At 59.4% G+C, this 18,217-nt stretch carries 18 protein-coding genes, 1 tRNA gene and 1 other RNA gene; 5 read left to right on the forward strand and 15 right to left on the reverse strand.

What is annotated here, in order from left to right; genetic code table 11:
• Positions 1-3: 3 nt before the first annotated feature.
• The 9 genes from murD to rnpB form a co-directional block, all read right to left on the reverse strand.
• Positions 4-1,350 carry a UDP-N-acetylmuramoyl-L-alanine--D-glutamate ligase gene (gene murD / locus GKA01_RS12405; RefSeq protein ID WP_146863649.1) on the reverse strand — a complete coding sequence of 449 codons (1,347 nt, stop codon included), beginning with the start codon at positions 1,348-1,350 and terminating at the stop codon, positions 4-6.
• Positions 1,347-2,438 carry a phospho-N-acetylmuramoyl-pentapeptide-transferase gene (mraY, locus tag GKA01_RS12410; RefSeq protein WP_146863652.1) on the reverse strand — a complete coding sequence of 364 codons (1,092 nt, stop codon included), beginning with the start codon at positions 2,436-2,438 and terminating at the stop codon, positions 1,347-1,349. The genes murD and mraY overlap by 4 nt, the downstream gene beginning before the upstream one ends.
• Positions 2,438-3,811 carry a UDP-N-acetylmuramoyl-tripeptide--D-alanyl-D-alanine ligase gene (locus GKA01_RS12415; RefSeq protein ID WP_146863655.1) on the reverse strand — a complete coding sequence of 458 codons (1,374 nt, stop codon included), beginning with the start codon at positions 3,809-3,811 and terminating at the stop codon, positions 2,438-2,440. The genes mraY and GKA01_RS12415 overlap by 1 nt, the downstream gene beginning before the upstream one ends.
• Entirely contained in the window at positions 3,808-5,271 is a 1,464-nt protein-coding gene (locus GKA01_RS12420; RefSeq protein WP_146863657.1) for a UDP-N-acetylmuramoyl-L-alanyl-D-glutamate--2,6-diaminopimelate ligase, read from the reverse strand. Before GKA01_RS12420 ends, GKA01_RS12415 begins: the two co-directional genes overlap by 4 nt.
• A gap of 8 nt (positions 5,272-5,279) precedes the next feature.
• On the reverse strand, positions 5,280-7,283 hold the full coding sequence (locus GKA01_RS12425; protein ID WP_146863659.1) for a peptidoglycan D,D-transpeptidase FtsI family protein: 2,004 nt from the start codon (positions 7,281-7,283) through the stop codon (positions 5,280-5,282).
• 80 nt (positions 7,284-7,363) lie between these two features.
• Complete coding sequence (gene ftsL, locus GKA01_RS12430) at positions 7,364-8,152, reverse strand: cell division protein FtsL (protein ID WP_146863661.1); 789 nt, start codon at positions 8,150-8,152, stop codon at positions 7,364-7,366.
• Positions 8,149-9,120 carry a 16S rRNA (cytosine(1402)-N(4))-methyltransferase RsmH gene (rsmH, locus tag GKA01_RS12435; protein ID WP_146863666.1) on the reverse strand — a complete coding sequence of 324 codons (972 nt, stop codon included), beginning with the start codon at positions 9,118-9,120 and terminating at the stop codon, positions 8,149-8,151. Before rsmH ends, ftsL begins: the two co-directional genes overlap by 4 nt.
• Complete coding sequence (mraZ, locus tag GKA01_RS12440; RefSeq protein WP_146863669.1) at positions 9,117-9,608, reverse strand: division/cell wall cluster transcriptional repressor MraZ; 492 nt, start codon at positions 9,606-9,608, stop codon at positions 9,117-9,119. Before mraZ ends, rsmH begins: the two co-directional genes overlap by 4 nt.
• 288 nt (positions 9,609-9,896) lie before the next feature.
• An RNA gene (gene rnpB / locus GKA01_RS12445) (RNase P RNA component class A) lies at positions 9,897-10,316 on the reverse strand.
• 75 nt (positions 10,317-10,391) lie between these two features.
• Between rnpB and GKA01_RS12450 the strand changes: the two genes are divergently transcribed.
• Positions 10,392-11,399, forward strand: coding sequence for an alpha/beta hydrolase (locus tag GKA01_RS12450; protein WP_146863672.1), 1,008 nt, complete (start codon positions 10,392-10,394; stop codon positions 11,397-11,399).
• 23 nt (positions 11,400-11,422) lie between these two features.
• On the opposite strand, the gene GKA01_RS12455 is transcribed toward GKA01_RS12450, so the two are convergent.
• Positions 11,423-11,893 (reverse strand): hypothetical protein, encoded by a 471-nt coding sequence (locus GKA01_RS12455; protein ID WP_228120064.1) that lies wholly within the window; start codon positions 11,891-11,893, stop codon positions 11,423-11,425.
• A 5-nt stretch (positions 11,894-11,898) separates the two neighbouring features.
• A complete protein-coding gene (gene zwf, locus GKA01_RS12460; RefSeq protein WP_146863675.1) occupies positions 11,899-13,368 on the reverse strand; it encodes a glucose-6-phosphate dehydrogenase in 1,470 nt (489 codons plus the stop codon).
• A 289-nt stretch (positions 13,369-13,657) separates the two neighbouring features.
• Between zwf and GKA01_RS12465 the strand changes: the two genes are divergently transcribed.
• Both GKA01_RS12465 and GKA01_RS12470 read left to right on the forward strand, forming a co-directional pair.
• Entirely contained in the window at positions 13,658-13,924 is a 267-nt protein-coding gene (locus GKA01_RS12465; protein WP_146863678.1) for a DUF2312 domain-containing protein, read from the forward strand.
• Between the two features lie 54 nt (positions 13,925-13,978).
• Positions 13,979-14,623, forward strand: coding sequence for a hypothetical protein (locus GKA01_RS12470; RefSeq protein WP_146863681.1), 645 nt, complete (start codon positions 13,979-13,981; stop codon positions 14,621-14,623).
• Positions 14,624-14,660: 37 nt separating this feature from the next.
• Here the strand turns inward: GKA01_RS12470 and proB are convergent, their stop codons facing one another.
• The 4 genes from proB to rplU all read right to left on the reverse strand — a co-directional run bounded on the left by proB (position 14,661) and on the right by rplU (position 17,519).
• Positions 14,661-15,797 (reverse strand): glutamate 5-kinase, encoded by a 1,137-nt coding sequence (gene proB, locus GKA01_RS12475; protein ID WP_146863684.1) that lies wholly within the window; start codon positions 15,795-15,797, stop codon positions 14,661-14,663.
• Complete coding sequence (obgE, locus tag GKA01_RS12480) at positions 15,794-16,804, reverse strand: GTPase ObgE (protein ID WP_146863687.1); 1,011 nt, start codon at positions 16,802-16,804, stop codon at positions 15,794-15,796. Before obgE ends, proB begins: the two co-directional genes overlap by 4 nt.
• Positions 16,805-16,904: 100 nt before the next feature.
• Complete coding sequence (gene rpmA / locus GKA01_RS12485) at positions 16,905-17,171, reverse strand: 50S ribosomal protein L27 (protein ID WP_008851550.1); 267 nt, start codon at positions 17,169-17,171, stop codon at positions 16,905-16,907.
• A 33-nt stretch (positions 17,172-17,204) separates the two neighbouring features.
• The gene (rplU, locus tag GKA01_RS12490; RefSeq protein WP_062494728.1) at positions 17,205-17,519 is read right to left on the reverse strand and encodes a 50S ribosomal protein L21; all 315 of its coding nucleotides are present in this window, start codon (positions 17,517-17,519) and stop codon (positions 17,205-17,207) included.
• 287 nt (positions 17,520-17,806) lie between these two features.
• Here rplU and GKA01_RS12495 point away from each other — a divergent pair.
• Together GKA01_RS12495 and GKA01_RS12500 are read left to right on the forward strand one after the other, a co-directional pair.
• Positions 17,807-17,896: transfer RNA gene (locus GKA01_RS12495), tRNA-Ser, on the forward strand.
• Positions 17,897-18,032: 136 nt separating this feature from the next.
• Positions 18,033-18,212, forward strand: coding sequence for an Arm DNA-binding domain-containing protein (locus GKA01_RS12500; protein ID WP_228120063.1), 180 nt, complete (start codon positions 18,033-18,035; stop codon positions 18,210-18,212).
• Positions 18,213-18,217 lie beyond the last annotated feature (5 nt).

Below are 18,217 nucleotides of genomic sequence, written 5' to 3' on the forward strand. Positions count from 1 at the left end.
GTGTCAATTCTCCTGCATCTGCGTGAGGGTGGCGCCGGAATGGGCTGATTTTACGATATTATCGCAAATCCTGAGAAAGTGTGAACCTCGATCCTCAAAACTGCGAAATTGATCAAAACTTGCACAGGCCGGTGAGAGCAGAACGACAGGAAGACCCTGATGGAGAGCAGCACTGAAAGCTGCGGGCACAGCTTTTTCCAGTGTCTCACAAAGTGTATAGGGTACGTTGTTCGTTTCCAGCGTTATCGCCAGTTCGGTCGCGTCCTGCCCAATCAAAAATGCCTGTGCGATATGACCGAACAACGGGGTCAGGCTTTCGATACCGCCAGCTTTTGCGACGCCGCCTGCGATCCACATGACTTTTTCATAGGATGCGAGCGCCTTAGATGCGGCCTCGGCATTTGTGGCTTTGCTGTCATTGATGAATGAAACGCCGTTGCATTCGGCAATTTTCTGCAGACGGTGCTCCAGACCGGGAAATGATTTCAGACTGGTTCGGATATCGTTATCATCAAGGCCCAGATGATGCGCGACCGCTAAGGCGGCGCCGACATTCTGGGCATTGTGCCGACCGGGCAGGGCGGGGCCGTCGAAAGATGGCAGGGTGTCGACATTCAGCTCGATAACCTTCAGACCCCGCGCGCGCAGTTCGGATGCGATCGAGCGGCACCAGCTGTCGTCCACACCGATGACTGCGAGATCCTGCGGTCCCATATTATCGAAGACATGCGCCTTGGCCGCAGCATAGCCGCCCATGCTGCCGTGCCTGTCCAGATGGTCCGGTGTGAGGTTCAGAAGACAGGAGGCGCTGGCATGGAAACAGTCCAGTCGTTCAAGCATATAGGACGACATTTCGATGACGTAGACGCCGTCATCGGGAAGAAGTGGCAGCGCAAGGGAGGCCGTACCCAGGTTGCCACCTGCCACGCAGGGGCGCCCCGCCGTCGTGAAGAGATGTGCGATCAGGGCCGTCGTGGTCGATTTCCCGTTCGTTCCGGTAACAGCGACGAATGCGGCCTTTGAACCGGATTTCCGGACGGCCCGATACAGGATCTCTGCATCGGACAGGATCTGGATGCCCTGCTGTCTTGCGAGATCGGCAACGGGATGGGGGTTCGGGAAAAGATGCGGAATGCCAGGCGACAGAATAAGCGCCGTCATGCCTGAAAGGTTGTGCAGAGGAGCGAGCGTAAGATTGGGATGGGCTGGGAGATCAGCGTTGCGATCGTCCCATGCCTGAACCTGTGCTCCCATTCCAAGGAGTGCTTGCACGACCGCTGCGCCATTGCGTCCCAGGCCGCAGACGGCATAACGCTCGCCGGTCAGAAGGTGGGGAGAAAAACTGCTCATCGCAGTTTCAGCGTTGCGAGGCCGCACAGGCCGAGGACGATCGAAACAATCCAGAAGCGTATGACGATTTTCGGTTCCTGCCAGCCTTTCTTTTCGAAATGGTGGTGCAGGGGGGCCATCAGGAACACCCGCCGTCCTGTTCGTTTGAACCAGAAGATCTGAATGACGACCGACAGGGTCTCTGCGACGAAAACGCCGCCCACGATGCACAGGACGAGTTCATGTTTGGTGGCAACGGCTATGGCGCCCAGTGCGCCTCCGAGCGAAAGCGAGCCTGTATCGCCCATGAAAACGGCCGCAGGAGGTGCGTTGAACCAGAGAAATCCGAGGCCTGCTCCGATAAGCGCAGCGCAGAAGACAGCGAGTTCACCCGTACCCGGCACGGGGTGAAGCTGGAGATAGTCGGCAAAGACGTGGTTGCCGACGAGATAGGAAATCAGGGCAAAAACGAGAGCCGCGATGACGACGGGAACAATGGCGAGACCATCCAGCCCGTCCGTAAAATTCACGGCATTGCCAAAGCCCGTAATCGTGATCATGGCAAAGATCGGGAAGGCATAGCCCAGAGGAAGCAGCACGTCCTTGACGAACGGGAAGGCGACCATGTTCCGCAGTTCAGGAGGGGTCAGGGACTGGAGCCATATCCCTGCGACAAGCGACGCCAGAAACTCACATCCCAGTCGCGTCCGTTTGGAGACGCCCGTGGTATTGCGTCTGGAGAGTTTCAGGTAGTCATCCGCGAAACCGACAGCCCCGAACGCCGCCGTCGTCAGCATGACGGCCCAGACGAAACCGTTCGTCAGATCAGCCCAGAGCAGCGTTGCGGAAAACAGTGCGATCAGAATCAGCATTCCGCCCATTGTGGGCGTTCCGGCCTTTTCCAGAATGTGACGTTCCGGGCCTACGGAACGGATGGGCTGTCCTTCACGCTGAATGCGCTTGAGCTGGGCAATGAACGGATTGCCCAGAGCCAGCGAAATGACCAGCGCTGTCAGACAGGCACATCCGGACCGGAATGTCAGATAGTGGAAGAGATTGAAAAACCCGCCGTGTGACGTGTCATGGGCGGCGATAAGATTGAAAAGCATCAGGCAGAAACCGGGCTGGCAGCGTTATCGAGAACTGAGATCACATCACGCATCCGGCTGCCGAAGCTGCCTTTCACGAGCAGAAGATCACCGGGGCGGAGGGCATTGAGCAACATGGGGGCAAGAGACGCGGCGTCGCCTGCGTAGCCACCCTGAAGGGTGCTGGGCAGCGCGTCATAAAGGGAGCGCATATGGGGCCCGCAGCAGAAAGCGAGCGCGCCTGCTTTTGTGACCGCATCCGCCAGGGACCGGTGTTCGGCATCGGCAAATGTGCCGAGCTCACGAATGTCGCCGAGTGCGGCCACATGGCGCTGTGCCGGGAGCAGAACGAGCGTTGCAAGTGCCGCGCGGACACTGGGTGTGGACGCGTTATAGCTTTCGTCCAGAAGCTGCACGTCCTTCAGGATCGTACGGATCTGGCCACGGCCCGCGCCGGGCACGAAATCTTTCAGGGCTTCAGCCGCGGTTTTAATATTTTCACCAAGTGCCGTGACTGCTCCAAGAGCCAGCGCGGCATTGCGGGCGAGGTGTTCGCCAGGTGCGGTCAGAGTGACGGAAACGGTACCGATGGGCATGTGAAGCGTATACTGGCTGCCCTGCGCCGAACATTCCAGGCCTTCAAGACGCAGGTCCGCGTTCGGGGACAATCCGGAACGCCACAGAGTGCATCCCTCTGGAAGGGCAGACATGAGAAGATCCTGTCCGGGCGCGTCGTCCGGTACGACTGCAATACCCTGAGGCGGGAGCGCGGAAAGGAGAGAGGCTTTTTCGCGGGCAATTGCTTCAAGACTGCCCATGTGTCCCAGATGGGCGGTTCCGATCGTGGTGATGACCGCAACATCGGGGCGCACCTGAGCGGCGAGCGGGGCGATTTCTCCCACGTGGTTCATGCCGATTTCGCTGACGCAGAAAGAGGCGTTCTGAGGCAGGCGGGCCAGCGTGAGGGGAACCCCCCAGTGGTTGTTATAGGACGCGATGGCGGCATGGGTGGGGCCGATGGCCGAGAGGGCGACCTTCAGCATGTCCTTGGTTGTTGTCTTACCCACACTTCCCGTGACGGCGATGACTTTTCCCCTGAAGCGGGCGCGGGCATACCGCCCCAGGTTCACGAGGGCCGTCATGGTGTCAGGAACGATGAGCAGGCGGGGATCATCCACTCCGCCGGTTTCATGGACGAGCACGCAGGCGGCTCCCCGGTCGAGCGCCTGCTGCACATGCTCATGACCGTCGCTTGTTTCGCCGCGCAGGGCAATGAACAGGTCTCCCGGTACAAGCGTCCGCGTGTCGATCGAAATGCCGGTGACGCTGACATCTGCTTCAAGCGTGCCGCCGGTTGCTGCGCGAAGATCCGCGCTGGTCCACAGAATGCTCATGCTGCACCTGCCAGTTCACGGATGACGAGGCGGTCATCAAACGGAAGGATCTCCGTTCCCACGATCTGCCCCTGTTCGTGTCCCTTACCGGCGACCACAAGGATGTCTCCGGGAGACAGGGCCTCGAGGCCGGCTGCGATGGCGCTGCGCCGGTCTGCGATTTCCTGCGCGTTCGGACATGCGGCCATGATCTGCGAACGTATGGTTGAGGGATCCTCGGTGCGCGGATTGTCATCCGTGACGATGGCAAGGTCGGCAAGCCGGGCCGCGACCGCTCCCATCAAGGGACGTTTGCCTTTGTCGCGATCGCCACCTGCGCCAAAGACGACCACAAGTTTCCCGGCCGTGTGCGGTCGCAGGCTGGAAAGAACACATTCCAGAGCGTCGGGAGTATGGGCATAGTCGACATAGGCTGCGGCACCTCCGGCAAGGGTGATGGCCCGTTCGCAGCGACCGTGTACGCCTTTGAGCTCCGGCAGGAGTGCCAAAACCTTGTGTGCGTCCTCATCTTTTTCCCAGCACATGGCCGCTGCCAGCATCACGTTGTCGGCCTGAAAGCTTCCGGGAAGGGTGAGCGTGATTTCCGGCAGTTCCTCTCCATGCAGCATCAGGCGCAGGATCTGTCCCGAGGGTGTGGGACGTGCGGAAATCAGTCGCAGGGTCGAACCGTTGCGCCCGACGGTGCGAAACTTGAGGCTGCGCCGGGCGGCAATGTCCCGCAGGGCCACGAATGTTTCCGGGTCCATATCCGCATTGACAGCAGCTGGTCCGCCAGCCGCGAGAACGCTGCTGAACAGGTGCAGCTTTGCACTGCGGTAAGCGTCGATGGTCAGGTGGTAATCCAGATGATCGCGGGTCAGATTGGAAAAACCCGCAGCTGTGATCTTCAGGCCATCAAGTCTGTGTTGCTCAAGTCCGTGCGAGGATGCTTCGAGGGCGACATGCCCGACGCCTTCACGGGCAAGAGCAGCGAGAGTGCGGGACAGCGACACCGGATCGGGCGTTGTCAGGCTGGGGGGCTGCGGCACATCCGTATCGGAAATCAGACCCAGCGTGCCAAGGCTCGCGGCTCGGTGTCCCTGAAGGATCCAGAGCTGACGCAAAAAATCCGCTGTGCTGCTCTTGCCGTTCGTGCCCGTGATGGCCGCGATACAGGAAGGCTGCGGGCCTGCCAGAATCGACGCCATGCGGGCCAGCAAATGCTTCGCGTCCCGGCGTTCAATTACGCCCGGTCCGCTGCCCCGTTTCGTTGGGTCATGATCGGCAATGACCGCCGAAGCTCCTCGCGACAGGGCCTGGACGATGAAAGCAGTTCCGTCCTGCTTTACGCCGCGCAGGGCGAAAAAGAGACTTCCGGGACCTGCCGTACGGCTGTCGGCTGTGACCGAGATGATATCAGGATCGCCACTGAGGGGGGGCAGGGACGTGCCGCAGAGCGTGAAGAGTTGGGAAAGGCGCATAAAACGGTTCAGTGCTGTGTTGCGGGCTGTGTCTTGGACTGCGTTCTCGAAAGGGCAGCCTTGGGCGTATGCGCCTGATTGCGCGGATCTCCCGGATCGTTTCCCGGCCCGAGTGCATGAAAGCCGGGGGGAACAGAAGGATTCATCGGGATGGCAAGGGACGCGTCGATCGCATCCCTATTCGCAAGATCAGGGAACTGGTTCAGGATGGGCCCGACCCGCGAAATGATTTTCTTGACCGTCGGCGCCGCGTTCCACGCAGCCGTCGTCCAGCCATGCGTGGCAGCGGTGCCCTGAGGGCTGTCGAGCATGACATAAACGGCGTAATGCGGGTTGTTCATCGGGAACACGCTGGTGAACGCTGAGACGTTGACGTGCTTGAGGTAGCCACCATGCGCGCCGATTTTCTCGGCGGTTCCGGTTTTTCCGCCGACATAATAGCCGGGTACTTCGGCCGATTTTCCGCTACCCATCGTTACGTCCAGTCGCAGCAGCTTGCGTAGGACTGCGGATGTCTGTTCGGACAGCACGCGGGTGCCCACGGGGGTTTCGGCGCCGATCTCGTCGCTGTCGGCCTCGGGGCGGTAGGCAACAGGGCGCAACTGTGCCGTATCGGGAGCAGCTTTGGCCTCGTCCTCGGTGTCCCTTGCCACGAGTGTGGGCTTAAGCAGGATGCCGCCGTTGACGGTTGCCGCTGTCCCGCGGACGATGGCCAGTGGCGGTTCAGCGACACCGTGCCCGAAACCGACAGTCATAACGGTGGAAAGGCCCCAGTTACGCGATGCGGGAACCAGAGGACGACCGGCTTCGGGCAGCTCCACGGGGACACGATTGAAGAAACCCATGTTCCTCAGCCAGTCCTGCTGCCGCGTTGCGCCGACATCCAATGCGATATGTGCTGCCGCAGGGTTGGATGAAAACGCCAGCACGCCCGGTAGCGAGAGCCAGGGGGCGAAATGGTCCGTTTTCATGTCGCGGATGGTAAAGCGGCCGACCTTGATCGGGATCGTGGAAAAGCGGTCCCAAAGATGGATGACGCCAAGTTGCAGCCCCATTGCGGCGGTCTGTAGCTTGAAGGTGGAGCCTGGTTCATACATGCCCGTGACCGCCCGGTTGAAACGGGCGTCATTGGGTGCGTGGCCGAAATCATTCGCGTCGTAATCGGGCAGACTGACCATGGCCAGGATCTCGCCAGTGCGGACATCCATAACGATCGCACTGGCGCCAATTGCGGAAAATTCGTCTTTCGCCGCCTGAAGTTCGTCATGGGCGACGGTCTGGACGCGAACGTCCAGTGAGAGGCGCAGTGGAGACTTATCCGAGTTCAGTCGTTTGTCGAAATAGCGCTCCACACCGGCAATGCCATGATCGTCGATATCGACGCTGCCCATGATTTGGGCAGCGGTGCGTCCGAGAGGATAATGACGGCGTTCCCCGGCTTCGAAATAGATGCCGGGAATGCCCAGATTGTTGATCGCGATTTCCTGAACGGGCGAAATGTCACGCGCCAGATAGACGAACTGTTTTTTCAGTGAAAGACGACGGATCGTTGCATCTCGGTCGAGTTGCGGCAGAACCTTGCGGAGCTTGTCCGCTGCATCCGCGGGGTCAATCAGCTCCATGGGATTGGCATAGACCTGTGCCACGGGTAGCGAGAGCGCGAGGGCCTGCCCCGTACGATCGGTGATGGTTGCGCGTCTGACGGTCGGAAGAACAAAATCTCCTGCCATTTCTCCGCGTGGGTCGCTTTTGGGGATTTCCGGAACCTGCGGAGCGATCTGGCGCTTTTCAGGCTCCATCGGCATCAGAACCGTGGCTACCGTCGCCTTAAGTGCAACGGCGCCGTAGATCACAAGAAAACCCATGCCGACGCCTAGAAGGCGCCCGTGCATCTGATCAAGATTCAGCCTGCTGCGTGCACGCCCTGATCCGGTTTCCCGTGGACGTGCGGAAGGCCCAGTCGGACGTCCGGGGCGCTTTGGGCCGGAAGAGGGTGGCACGTCCTGAGGCATGGTGCGGGGGTGGGTCCTGCTGAAGGGCTCGCCCTAAGCTATCTGAAAATGCTGAACGAGCGGTTAACGAGAAGATGCTTTCAGTTAGCCAACGGGACCGGCGCGGGCAATGCGTCATTCACACTCCCCAAAGCCGAAAGTGAAGTGTGATGTGTGTGCGGACGCTCATCAAGCACGTGCGACGCCGTGGAGTGCGTGGTGTGCACGGTTTGCGGATGCCATGCGGCGACCATCAGGGGGGCGGGATGGCTTTCATGATAGCTTACGAGACGCACACTTGCAGCACTGTCCGAGCGTGCATGTGTAGAGGTCGCAACACTGCGGAGTGTAGCAGACGCAATCTGCGTGTCCGCAGGCCGGGAATGTGAAACGTGAGGCTGCGGGGCCGCGGCTCTGGTGGTTGCTGCGGGATGGCTGACTGCGGCCACAACAAGCGGATGCGGGACAGCAACGGGTGTTGTCTGGCTTGGAGTATGAGAAACAATTGCCGGCGCGGGCAGAGGAAGATGTGCTGCTTCGGCAGCCCGGTTTACGACCTCGTGCAGACCTTCGCGCGGATCTGCGGGCTGGGCCTTGGAGCCGGGAGCCGGGAGGTGAGCTTCAAGAGAGACCATGCGGATGAACTGGTCAGGTTCCATCGGGTGCAGGGCGGGTACGAAACGTGCAGCCAAAGTGTTGAGACGATCAGGCTGGTTGAGAAGCGCCCACTCCGTCCGGAGCATAGCGGTCTGTCCTCGTACGCGCTGCGTTTCCTGCACGATCTTCGTGATTTTCTGGTCCAGAACCGTGGTCTCGTGCTTCTTCGTATAGAGAAACAGGCCAGATCCTGCTGCGAGGACAGCGCACGCGACGGTGAGGGGCCGGATCATGAGGATATTCCTGAAGCGGGTATCTTGGAGGGGGAATTGCGGACCAGTGCTCGCAGGCGGGCGCTGCGGGCACGCGGGTTTTCCCGGGATTCCTCTTCCGTGGCGGCGAGGGGGCGGGAATAGAGAAGCGAGAAGGCAGGCGCTTCCCGACGAAGAGGCGCGGGTTCATGACGGGACGGGTTGCCCGTACGTCCTGCGAGGATTGCCATCGCGCGTTTCGCGAGACGGTCTTCGAGGGAATGGAATGTGACCACGACGAAGACGCCGCCGGGCGCAAGAAGTCGGGGAGCGGCCTCAAGAGCGCGTTCCAGTTCGCCCAGCTCGTCATTCACCGCGATGCGAAGACCCTGGAAACTGCGTGTCGCCGGGTCGATATTCGCTCGGTCACGCGGCACGCAGCAGCGGATGATGTGGGCAAGCTGTCCGGTTGTCGTGATCGGTGCTTCTGTGCGTGCGGCCACGATGGCGCGGGCGATGCGACGTGACAGCTTCTCTTCGCCATACCGGTACAGGACGTCCGCAAGTTCGGCTTCCTTGTATGTATTGACGAGATCTGCTGCGGATGGTCCGTCTGCGCCCATGCGCATGTCCAGCGGTCCGTCATTGCGGAAGGAAAAGCCGCGTTCAGCCTGATCGATCTGGAAAGAAGAGACACCGAGATCCAGAACAATACCGTCGAAGGGACCCGCTGCTCCGACAAGTGTTTCCATATCACCAAACGTACCCTGGTGCATCCTGAGGCGACCGTTGGCCTGCACGGCCATGGCATTTCCACGCTCGATGGCAGCGGGATCACGGTCGATGCCGTCAAGGGTGCAGTCGGCAGCGTTCAGAATAGCGCGGGCGTAGCCGCCACCGCCGAATGTCCCGTCAAGGTACCTTCCACCAGCGCGGGGCGAGAGGGCTTCGAGCACCTCGTGCAACATGACAGGAACATGACCGGAATGGACCAGCGTAATCGCGTTCATTCCGGTGCTCCGTTGGTAGTCATTGGGGGTGCGCTGCCGGGGCGGCGACTGGTGGCAAGGGTTTTTGCGCGGCTGCGTGCGGCCTGACGTCGTTCTGCGGCGGCGACAGGGTTCCAGATCTGGAACGTGCGGCCAAGCCCCATGAAGGAGACTTCGTCGACCAGAGCTGCGTGGGTGCGCAGGGTTTCCGGAAGAATGATGCGTCCTTCTTTGTCGCTGTCCAGCGGGTAGGCATCCGCGTACAGGCTTGCGGCCAGATCTTCATGATCTTCCGAAAAAGGATCGTATTCGTCGAGTGGCGTTGCGAGAGACGCAAACGCGCCGACCGTCCAACCTTCGATGCACGGATGGAGATGTGAAGGGCGCAGAATGACGAGGGGGTCGCCTGGCTGAGCCTGGGCGCGCAGGGCAGTGCGGAACGGGGCAGGAATGGAAACGCGTCCCTTGGCGTCGAAACGGTTCTGATGCGTGCCGAGGAACATGCTCATGGGTGATGTGCCTCCTTCCTGCATTCAGAACCGAATGAACGGTCGTCGGTTACTTGGCTTGGTCTTGTTTGGGATATCATGGGATTTCATGGGACGTCAAACAAATATCGCCCGAAAACCGCAGAAAACTGCGATATTTTCAAAAATACAAATGTGACGGAAATTTTTGCATTTTGTTAGGGTTTATCAGGGATAATCGTGAGGTCGGAACTATACTTGCCGCCATTTGTTCATGTTTTGTTCTTGTTGGTATAGATCCATAATTACTTTGGATGCTGATTTTTTGAGGATGCCAGACGGCCTGTAAGCCGGGTTCTGTCCGCCTGAAAGGCGGGACGATCATTCCTCTGGGACCCGCATTGCTGCGGGCCTCACGCAACCAACCCGAACGACGAGGCGAGAAACCCCCGGCTTTCTTGCAAAAGCCTGCCGCTCCTATTCGGTCTTGCTCCCGGTAGGGTTTGCCGTGACCATCTCCGTTGCCGGGGATGCGGTGCGCTCTTGCCGCACCGTTTCGCCCTTACCCGCAACATGCTCCCCGGCGAATGAACGCGTAGGGCACAGTCCGGCGGGCGGTCTGTTTTCTGTGGCACTTTCCCTGAGGTCGCCCTCGCCGGCAGTTAGCCGGTACCGTCTTCCCATGGAGCCCGGACTTTCCTCCCTATATGCGATCCTCATCTCATACACAGCGATCGTCCAGCCGTCTGGCGGGGCAGACACTGCTCCGGGACGGCGATGGGGTCAAGGGCAGATTTTTTCTTCAGAGCCGTGCATGATGAAGCAATGCGTCCGACCCTGATCCTGAGATTTTTTCTTTTCTGGCTGGCCTGGCAGAGCCGCAGGCGCGGTATGGTGCCGCGTTCTTTTGTCATCGATGATATTCCGCTGATTCCTGCAGTACCACCCTCGGCGGAAATGCTGCGCCACATCCGGCGACTTACCGGGAGGCCCAGCTTTCCGGTTCGGCTTTCATCCCTGCGGATCCGACGCTGGCAGGATATCCGGATCCCGGGTGCGGAAGACTATCGTACGGCCCGTGTGTTCCGTCCTCGTGGCAAGGTGCGGGGCGTCGTGCTTTATCTGCACGGGGGTGGATTCGTGCATTGTGATCTCGTGTCACATCACGGGATCTGCTGCCGTCTTGCTGCATCGTCCGGGGCGGTGGTGGTGTCGCTCGACTATCGGCTCGCGCCGGAACATCGTTTTCCCGCGGGTCTGGAGGATGCGAAAGCGGCATTGGAATGGATTTTTCGAACCGTTCCGGTCGATGTTCCAGTTGCAGTGGCCGGTGACAGCGCGGGCGGAAATCTTTCTGCCGCGCTGGCGGTCTGGGTTCGGCAGAGCAGGTTGCGGCCCCTGAGTGCGCAGCTTTTGTATTATCCGGCTTTGAGTGGTCCGTTTGCTCCGCCATCGCGTGAGGCCTATGCCACCGGCTACATGTTGAGCGCCGAACTTCTGTACTGGTATTGTGGACAGACGCTTCAAAGTCCGGAGCAGCTTTTCGACCCCGCATTCGCGCCATTGCTGGAGGAGAGTTTTTCGGATCTTCCGCCTGCCATGATCGTGACTGCTGGATTTGATCCGCTTCGGGGAGAAGGCGAGTTATATGCACGTTGTCTTCAGAATGCGGGCGTATCCGTACAGCCCGAACTTTATCCGGGAATGATTCACGGTTTTCTGAACGGTTATGCATTGCTGAGAGACGGGCGCAGAGCACTGCGGAGAGGAGGCGTGTTTCTGAGAAGTGCCTTCGCTCTCAAGGGAAGTGCGTCCGTCAAACGGACGCACTGATGACGCTGAGGGTGGACCCAAGACTAAAGTGGCAGGTTGTGGAACGTGCCGGGCGTTCCGGCGTCCGTCTGCACGGTTCGCTCGGAACGGTCGATCTTGAGGCTGAACAGCTTGTCCGCCGATGAGGTCGTGCCGGGACATCCGTTTCCGTGGCGTCCCAGAACATCCATCGTCGGCGTGTTGTTGTCGGCACTGCCGTCGACAACGAACACCAGACAATGGCGGGGAAGGTCTGTCAGATTGTCTCTGACGACCACCAACCGCAGATGTTCGACAAGCGCCGTGTTGTCGAACCAGCTCAGTTTGCCGAAGGTGATCTTGTCATAGGACATGTCGAGCAGGCCTGTCCGGACCGCAACGACCATCAACAGGAAAGCAGGAATAACAACAACGAGCCGCCGCAGCAGAAGCTGTTTGAAACTGCGCGGCGGTTTGCGCGTACCCTTAGCCGCTGGGCGGCCGAGACGGGGGGATGCGCTCTTTTCATCGGTCAAACGTGTTACTCCGCTGTTTCATGCCAATTGTCTCCATGTTCGGCGAGTAGGCGCACGGCCTGTTCGGGGCCGTAAGACCCTGCGCTGTAGGTCTGCATGGGAACTTTCCCGTCCTTCCATGCATCCAGAATGGGCTCGGCCCAACGCCACGCCGCTTCGACTTCATCACGCCGGATGAACAGGACCGGATCACCTCGAACCGCGTCAAGAAGAAGACGCTCATAAGAGTCTGGGAATGGCATCCCGCCCTCCATGCGAATGGGGGTGTCGAGATCTGCAGTCTGGAGATTGAAGACGTCCAGCGCTGGGTTTTTGACGTTTAGTCTCAGTTCGACGCCTTCATTCGGCTGGACGCGGAGGACGAGTCGGTTACTGGCAGGTGTAGCGCCAAACATCGCGGTTGCAGCAGGCCGGAATGTGATTACGATCTCGCTGACCTTACGGCCTGAACGTTTGGCCGTGCGGATGTAGAACGGAACGTTTTTCCAGCGCGGAGTATCGACCCAGGCGCGGATAGCGGCATATGTCTCGGTCGTGCTGTCCTTCCCAAGCTCATCAAGATAGCCGGGGACGTTTTTCCCATCAATGACACCTGCCGTGTACTGCGCACGAACGGTTTCGGCCGCTGCTGTGCCTTCCGTGATCGGACGCAGGGCGTTCAGAACGGCAAGCTTGGCATTGCGGACAGCATCCGCTTCCAGAGAGTCCGGCGCCTCCATGGCCACCAGGCACAGAACCTGGAGCAGATGGTTCTGGATCATGTCACGCAGCGCGCCGGACGTGTCGTAGTAGGCGGCACGCCCCTCCACGCCAACGGTCTCAACCGCCGTGATCTGCACGCTCTCAATATGTTCGGCCGACCATGCCGCGTTCATCAGCGGGTTCGCAAAACGCAGGGCAAGAACGTTTTGAACCGTTTCCTTGCCCAGATAATGATCGATCCGGTAAATCTGGTTTTCCGGAAAAAACTGGCCGACGCCGTCATTGATGGCGGTCGCCGTGGCCATGTTGGTGCCGATCGGCTTTTCCAGAACCACGCGCGAACGCGGGGTGATCAGGCCATATTCGTGTAGGTTTTCACAAATGCTGGCGTAGAGCTGGGGGGCGGTCGCAAAATAATAGACGCGGATGCGATCGGGGTCTGCGCCGGCCAGAAGGGTTTTCAGGCTGTCCCATTGGGCGCCCTTTTTGCTGCTGTCTAGCGTGACGTAATGAATGTGCCCGAGGAAACGCTCGACCAATCCGGAATTGAAGACATCGGCGGGGAGGAAATGCTCGAGCGCTTCGCGTGCGCGGGCGACATAGGCGGCACGATCCAACTCACTCCGGGCAGCGCCGATAATGCGTGCATTATCAGGGATCTGTCCCATTCTGAGACGGTTGTAGAGCGCAGGCAGGAGCTTGCGCATCGTGAGATCGCCGGTGGCGCCGAAGATGACGTAGTCGAAGGGCTCGACCTGCTGGAAATGTTCCATGGAAGACTCTCTGACCTCTCGAACCCGCAGTCCGGGAAAAAAGGGTTAGGGTTCAGGCCCTTTCGGGCACCGACTAGTTCTCTTTCAGGGGCCATTCTGTCAAGGGATGAGGCTCGCACGTCCTCGGGAGAAAAGCCGGTTCATGTTCACGCGTTCATGAAACGTGCACATAATTCCGTTGACCGTCCGGCCCTCCTCACGATAAGCCGCCCGGCGGATGCTGTGTTCAGGCAGTGTCTGATAACAGCTCAGTAACAGCTCAGACGACGTCTCAGGAAGGAAACCGGACATGGATGCAGAAAGCAGAAGCGAAGGCGCCGCAACGGGCGGAATTGCCGCAGACCGTCTGCGCTCCATCATCGAGCGTGTCGAGCGTCTGGAAGAGGAACGCAAGGCGCTGGCCGGCGATATCAAGGATATCTTCTCCGAAGCCAAGTCCGCAGGGTTCGACGTGAAGGTTATCAAGCAGATCATCCGTCTTCGCAAGCAGGAGCCTGCCGAGATTGAAGAACAGGAAACCCTGCTCGATATTTATCGCCGTGCTCTTGGCATGTAACTCCAGTTTCCGGAAACCCGATCACATGATGTTCAGAGTGGACCAGGCTTCCTCATGATGTCTGATTTCTCATGGCTGCCAGGCTGGGCTTTCGGGTGCCTGGCGGTGGTCGCTGCGCTGTTTGCGCTAGCGCTGCTCTTCATGCCCTTCGCAGTTTTCGGAACCAAGCCACGTTTACAGGATCTCGAGTTCCAGATCGCTGAAATGCGTGCTGAATTACGGACGCTGAGTCTTCGGCTTGCGGTTTCAAACCGGCCGGACAGTGCTCCGGTTTCTCTTGATGGCCCGGGTGTTGCAGGGCCTGTCTCACGAATCGATCCGTTATCCGGGGCACGTGCGATGCGTCCATCTTCTGTCCACACGGACGAGGATTATCTGATGCCGACCCAGACTCTGCGGTCCGATTTTCCTTCCTATGAAGATGGCCCGGGGGGCAGTGATCCTGATTCGTTGCCGCGCCGGAGCAACGCCGCGCCGGTGACAGGGCGACGGGAGATGTCTGGTTCTGCCGAGCGGAACTGGTCCCGTGCCCCGTGGGAGCAGGATGCGGCCCAGCCACAGCATGCGTCCGGATCCCAGCCAGGCCGTCAGCCCATGGGACGCGGTCTGGAAAGGAAGCAATCGGGCAGGGTGGTCGAGGACGATACGTCCTGGCAAGCAAGGGCTGAGCCCAAACTGCGCTGGCCTCCCCGGGCCTGAATTCGGGCCTTCAACGTGAGAGGAGGTGTTGTTGCGGTCAGGGGTAATCGAGTGCCAGATCATCCCGATGGATCAATGCGTCCCGACCGCGATATCCAAGAATCTGCTCCATCTCTCCTGAGCGGTGCCCGATCAGTTTACGGCTTTCTTCAGAATCATACGTAATCAAGCCACGTCCGACCTGAGTGCCATCAGCAGCCTGAATAAGGACGAGTTCGCCTCGTCCGAATGTTCCCTCAAGGTTAATGACGCCGGCCGGAAGAAGTGATGCACCTTCTTTCAGAGCATCTGCAGCACCTTCATCGATCGTCACAGTGCCTTTGGGCTGAATGCTTCCGCCGATCCAGCGCTTGCGGGCCGACCCGGCGTCGGTCTGTGCAAGGAACCATGTGCACGGTGCGTCATTAAGAAGCCTGCGAAGCGGATGGTGCTGCTGGCCAGCGGCGATGACCATATTTGCTCCGGCCCGGGTCGCAATCTTCGCCGCCAGAAGCTTGGTGCGCATTCCTCCAGATGAATATCCCGGTGGTGGCTCTCCACCCATGGCCATGATGTCATCGGTCATCTGGGCCACGACCGGAATGTGACTCGCTGTTGAATCTCGTCGGGGATCGGCTGTGTAAAGACCATCAATATCCGAGAGCAGAACGAGGCAATCTGCGCCTGTCATCTGTGCTACCCGTGCGCCCAGCCTGTCATTGTCTCCGAAACGGATTTCACTAGTCGCGATGGCGTCGTTTTCGTTGATAACAGGGATGCATCCAAGGTCCAGAAGCGTCTGGAGTGTCGCTCGGGCGTTCAGATGCCGCTCCCTGTTTTCTGTGTCGTCGGGTGTCAGCAGAAGCTGGGCGGCTACGAGATCGTGGAATGCAAGCGCCGTGCTCCACCCCTGTGCCAGGCCGATCTGTCCTACACTCGCCATGGCCTGTTTCTCGTCGAGGCGCAGGCGACGTCCTGTCAGGCCAAGGCGATGACGTGCAAGCGAGATGGCGCCGGAGGATACTACGATGACCTCCGCGCCTCGAGCCCGTAGGTCAGCGATATCCGCGCAAACGCTCTGCAGCCATTCCAGTCGTAAGCTGGCATTCCCTGCATCGACAAGCAGAGCGCTTCCGATCTTGATGACAATCCGGCGGGCCTGCGCCAGATGAGGAGCACAAGCCGTTGCCGTCATCCCTGACGATCCTGTTTGGCAGCCGTGACACGGTCCTGAAGCAGACGGAGGAGTTCGGGAAGTCCCTCCTGCGTCGCCCCTGAAAGTATCATGACTTCTGCCCCCGATGCCTTCGCAAGGGCGCGCTTTTTGGCGGTGCGCTGTGCGGGTGTGAGGGAGTCACACTTGTTCAGAACAATGATTTCCGGCTTAGCGGCCAGAACAGGATCATAAGCCTCGAGTTCTTTCCGGATCATGCGCCAGTTTTTGACGATCTGGCTTTCCGTGCCATCAATCAGATGCAGCAGGGTAGCGCAGCGCTCCACATGACCCAGAAAACGGTCTCCAAGTCCGGCGCCCTCGCTGGCCCCTTCGATTAGGCCGGGAATATCCGCGATCACGAACTCTTCGGTATTGTTCAGACGGACAACGCCGAGTTGTGGGTGAAGCGTCGTGAACGGGTAATCGGCAATTTTGGGCCGGGCGCGGGAGGATACGGAAAGCAGGGTGGACTTTCCTGCATTCGGTAGGCCGACAAGTCCAATATCGGCTATAAGCTTGAGGCGCAGCCAGACCCAGCGCTCTTCACCCGGCCAACCCTTGTCGGCCCGTCGGGGCGCACGGTTCGTGCTTGTCTTGAAGCGTGCATTTCCAAAACCACCGTCTCCGCCGCGGCAGAGCAGGATTTCCTTACCTTCTTCATCAAGGTCCGCAAGCAAGGTTTCACGGTCTTCGTCAAAGATTTGTGTCCCGACCGGTACGTTGATGACGACTTTTGTGGCGGCAGCGCCGGTTCGATCCGAGCCGGAGCCATTTCCGCCTTTTCGCGCCTTGAAATGCTGGGTGTAACGGAAATCAATGAGGGTATTGAGCCCCGGAACCGCCCTAAAAATAATATCGCCACCACGGCCGCCATCGCCGCCGTCCGGACCGCCGTATTCGATGTATTTCTCGCGCCGGAATGCGATCACGCCGTCACCGCCGTCACCGGAACGTACATAGATCTTGGCCTGGTCGAGAAACTTCATCGTATTGTCCGCAAGAAAAGGTGAGGGGCGCTTTATACGCAAAAAGGCCGGTCCCGAACAGGACCGGCCCCTTTCGCTCGCGCTGGAAAACGCGGGCTGCTTATTCAGCAGCTTCCGGCAGTGCCACGGAAACGTGGACGCGGCCTTCTGCGCGGCGCTGGAATTTCACATGACCGTCCACGAGAGCGAACAGCGTGTGGTCGCGGCCGATACCGACATTGGCGCCAGCCTTCATCTTCGTGCCGCGCTGACGGACGATGATGTTGCCTGCGATGACGCTTTCGCCACCGAACTTCTTCACGCCCAGACGACGACCTGCACTGTCGCGTCCGTTACGGCTCGAACCGCCTGCCTTTTTTTGTGCCATGGCTGTTTATCCTTACCTGGAGTGTCGGGCCGATCAGGCCGCGTTGATCGCGTTGATGCGCAGGACGGTCACCGGCTGGCGGTGGCCGTTCTTGCGGCGGCTGTTCTGACGGCGACGCTTCTTGAAGATGATCACCTTCGGCAGACGATCCTGAGCAACCACGGTTGCCGTTACGGTTGCGCCTGCAACCAGCGGTGCGCCAACGGTAACGGTGCCTTCGCCGCCAACCATCAGGACGTCGGTGAAGGTGATGGTGCTGCCGGCTTCAGCTTCGAGCTTCTCGACCTTGAGGATACTCTCGGGAGCAACGCGATACTGCTTGCCGCCGGTGCGGATGACTGCATACATTCTGGAAACTCTCTCTGTTCCGATCTCGTGGCCGCTGCTGCCGGGTTGACCCGATCTGGCGCGACCCAGTCGCTTTTTGTCGTTGGCTCCACCCCGGTCAGCATATGAAACGGCATGGAACAGTCGCGGTCGATACAGATATGACGTCTTTGCGTCAATCAAAAACGCTGAAAAATTACGTCTCAGTGTCTTTCTCGGGAGAAGCGCTTTCGCCCCTCTTGCAATGTGCGGAAATCCCAGTCATAAGCCCCCGATCGATCAGGTTCAGCCGCAAGGTAGAGCCGTACGGAGAGGTGCCAGAGTGGTCGATTGGGGCGGTCTCGAAAACCGTTGTGCCTTCGCGGGTACCGTGGGTTCGAATCCCACCCTCTCCGCCAATTACCCTTACAATCCAGTATCAACTCGTATCATAAATGGCGGATTGCTGCGGATATCCTCTCATTTCGTGTTGCATCCCGACTCATCAAATTGCACTCTATCCCACATCGCGCGTGGTATGGAGTGTGGGAATAGATGGGCCGGTTATCAGCGACCTCTGTAAAAGCCACTAAAGAGCCTGGACGCTACGGAGATGGCGATGGGCTCTATCTCGTCGTGACGCAGTCAGGCAGCAAATCTTGGGTTTGCAGGGTTCAGAAGAACGGCAAGCGGCGGGATATCGGCTTAGGCTCAGGACTCATAGCCAGAACATAACGGTT

It is taken from the genome of Gluconobacter kanchanaburiensis NBRC 103587 (assembly GCF_007988905.1).
Lineage (GTDB): Bacteria > Pseudomonadota > Alphaproteobacteria > Acetobacterales > Acetobacteraceae > Gluconobacter > Gluconobacter kanchanaburiensis.

Bases quoted from the DNA above. Each gene is read 5' to 3' on its own strand.
- murD (WP_146863649.1), bottom strand. From the start codon at position 1,350: ATGAGCAGTTTTTCTCCCCACCTTCTGACCGGCGAGCGTTATGCCGTC.
- mraY (WP_146863652.1), bottom strand. From the start codon at position 2,438: ATGCTTTTCAATCTTATCGCCGCCCATGACACGTCACACGGCGGGTTT.
- GKA01_RS12415 (WP_146863655.1), bottom strand. From the start codon at position 3,811: ATGAGCATTCTGTGGACCAGCGCGGATCTTCGCGCAGCAACCGGCGGC.
- GKA01_RS12420 (WP_146863657.1), bottom strand. From the start codon at position 5,271: ATGCGCCTTTCCCAACTCTTCACGCTCTGCGGCACGTCCCTGCCCCCC.
- GKA01_RS12425 (WP_146863659.1), bottom strand. From the start codon at position 7,283: ATGCCTCAGGACGTGCCACCCTCTTCCGGCCCAAAGCGCCCCGGACGT.
- ftsL (WP_146863661.1), bottom strand. From the start codon at position 8,152: ATGATCCGGCCCCTCACCGTCGCGTGCGCTGTCCTCGCAGCAGGATCT.
- rsmH (WP_146863666.1), bottom strand. From the start codon at position 9,120: ATGAACGCGATTACGCTGGTCCATTCCGGTCATGTTCCTGTCATGTTG.
- mraZ (WP_146863669.1), bottom strand. From the start codon at position 9,608: ATGAGCATGTTCCTCGGCACGCATCAGAACCGTTTCGACGCCAAGGGA.
- GKA01_RS12450 (WP_146863672.1), top strand. From the start codon at position 10,392: ATGCGTCCGACCCTGATCCTGAGATTTTTTCTTTTCTGGCTGGCCTGG.
- zwf (WP_146863675.1), bottom strand. From the start codon at position 13,368: ATGGAACATTTCCAGCAGGTCGAGCCCTTCGACTACGTCATCTTCGGC.
- GKA01_RS12465 (WP_146863678.1), top strand. From the start codon at position 13,658: ATGGATGCAGAAAGCAGAAGCGAAGGCGCCGCAACGGGCGGAATTGCC.
- GKA01_RS12470 (WP_146863681.1), top strand. From the start codon at position 13,979: ATGATGTCTGATTTCTCATGGCTGCCAGGCTGGGCTTTCGGGTGCCTG.
- proB (WP_146863684.1), bottom strand. From the start codon at position 15,797: ATGACGGCAACGGCTTGTGCTCCTCATCTGGCGCAGGCCCGCCGGATT.
- obgE (WP_146863687.1), bottom strand. From the start codon at position 16,804: ATGAAGTTTCTCGACCAGGCCAAGATCTATGTACGTTCCGGTGACGGC.
- rpmA (WP_008851550.1), bottom strand. From the start codon at position 17,171: ATGGCACAAAAAAAGGCAGGCGGTTCGAGCCGTAACGGACGCGACAGT.
- rplU (WP_062494728.1), bottom strand. From the start codon at position 17,519: ATGTATGCAGTCATCCGCACCGGCGGCAAGCAGTATCGCGTTGCTCCC.
- GKA01_RS12500 (WP_228120063.1), top strand. From the start codon at position 18,033: ATGGGCCGGTTATCAGCGACCTCTGTAAAAGCCACTAAAGAGCCTGGA.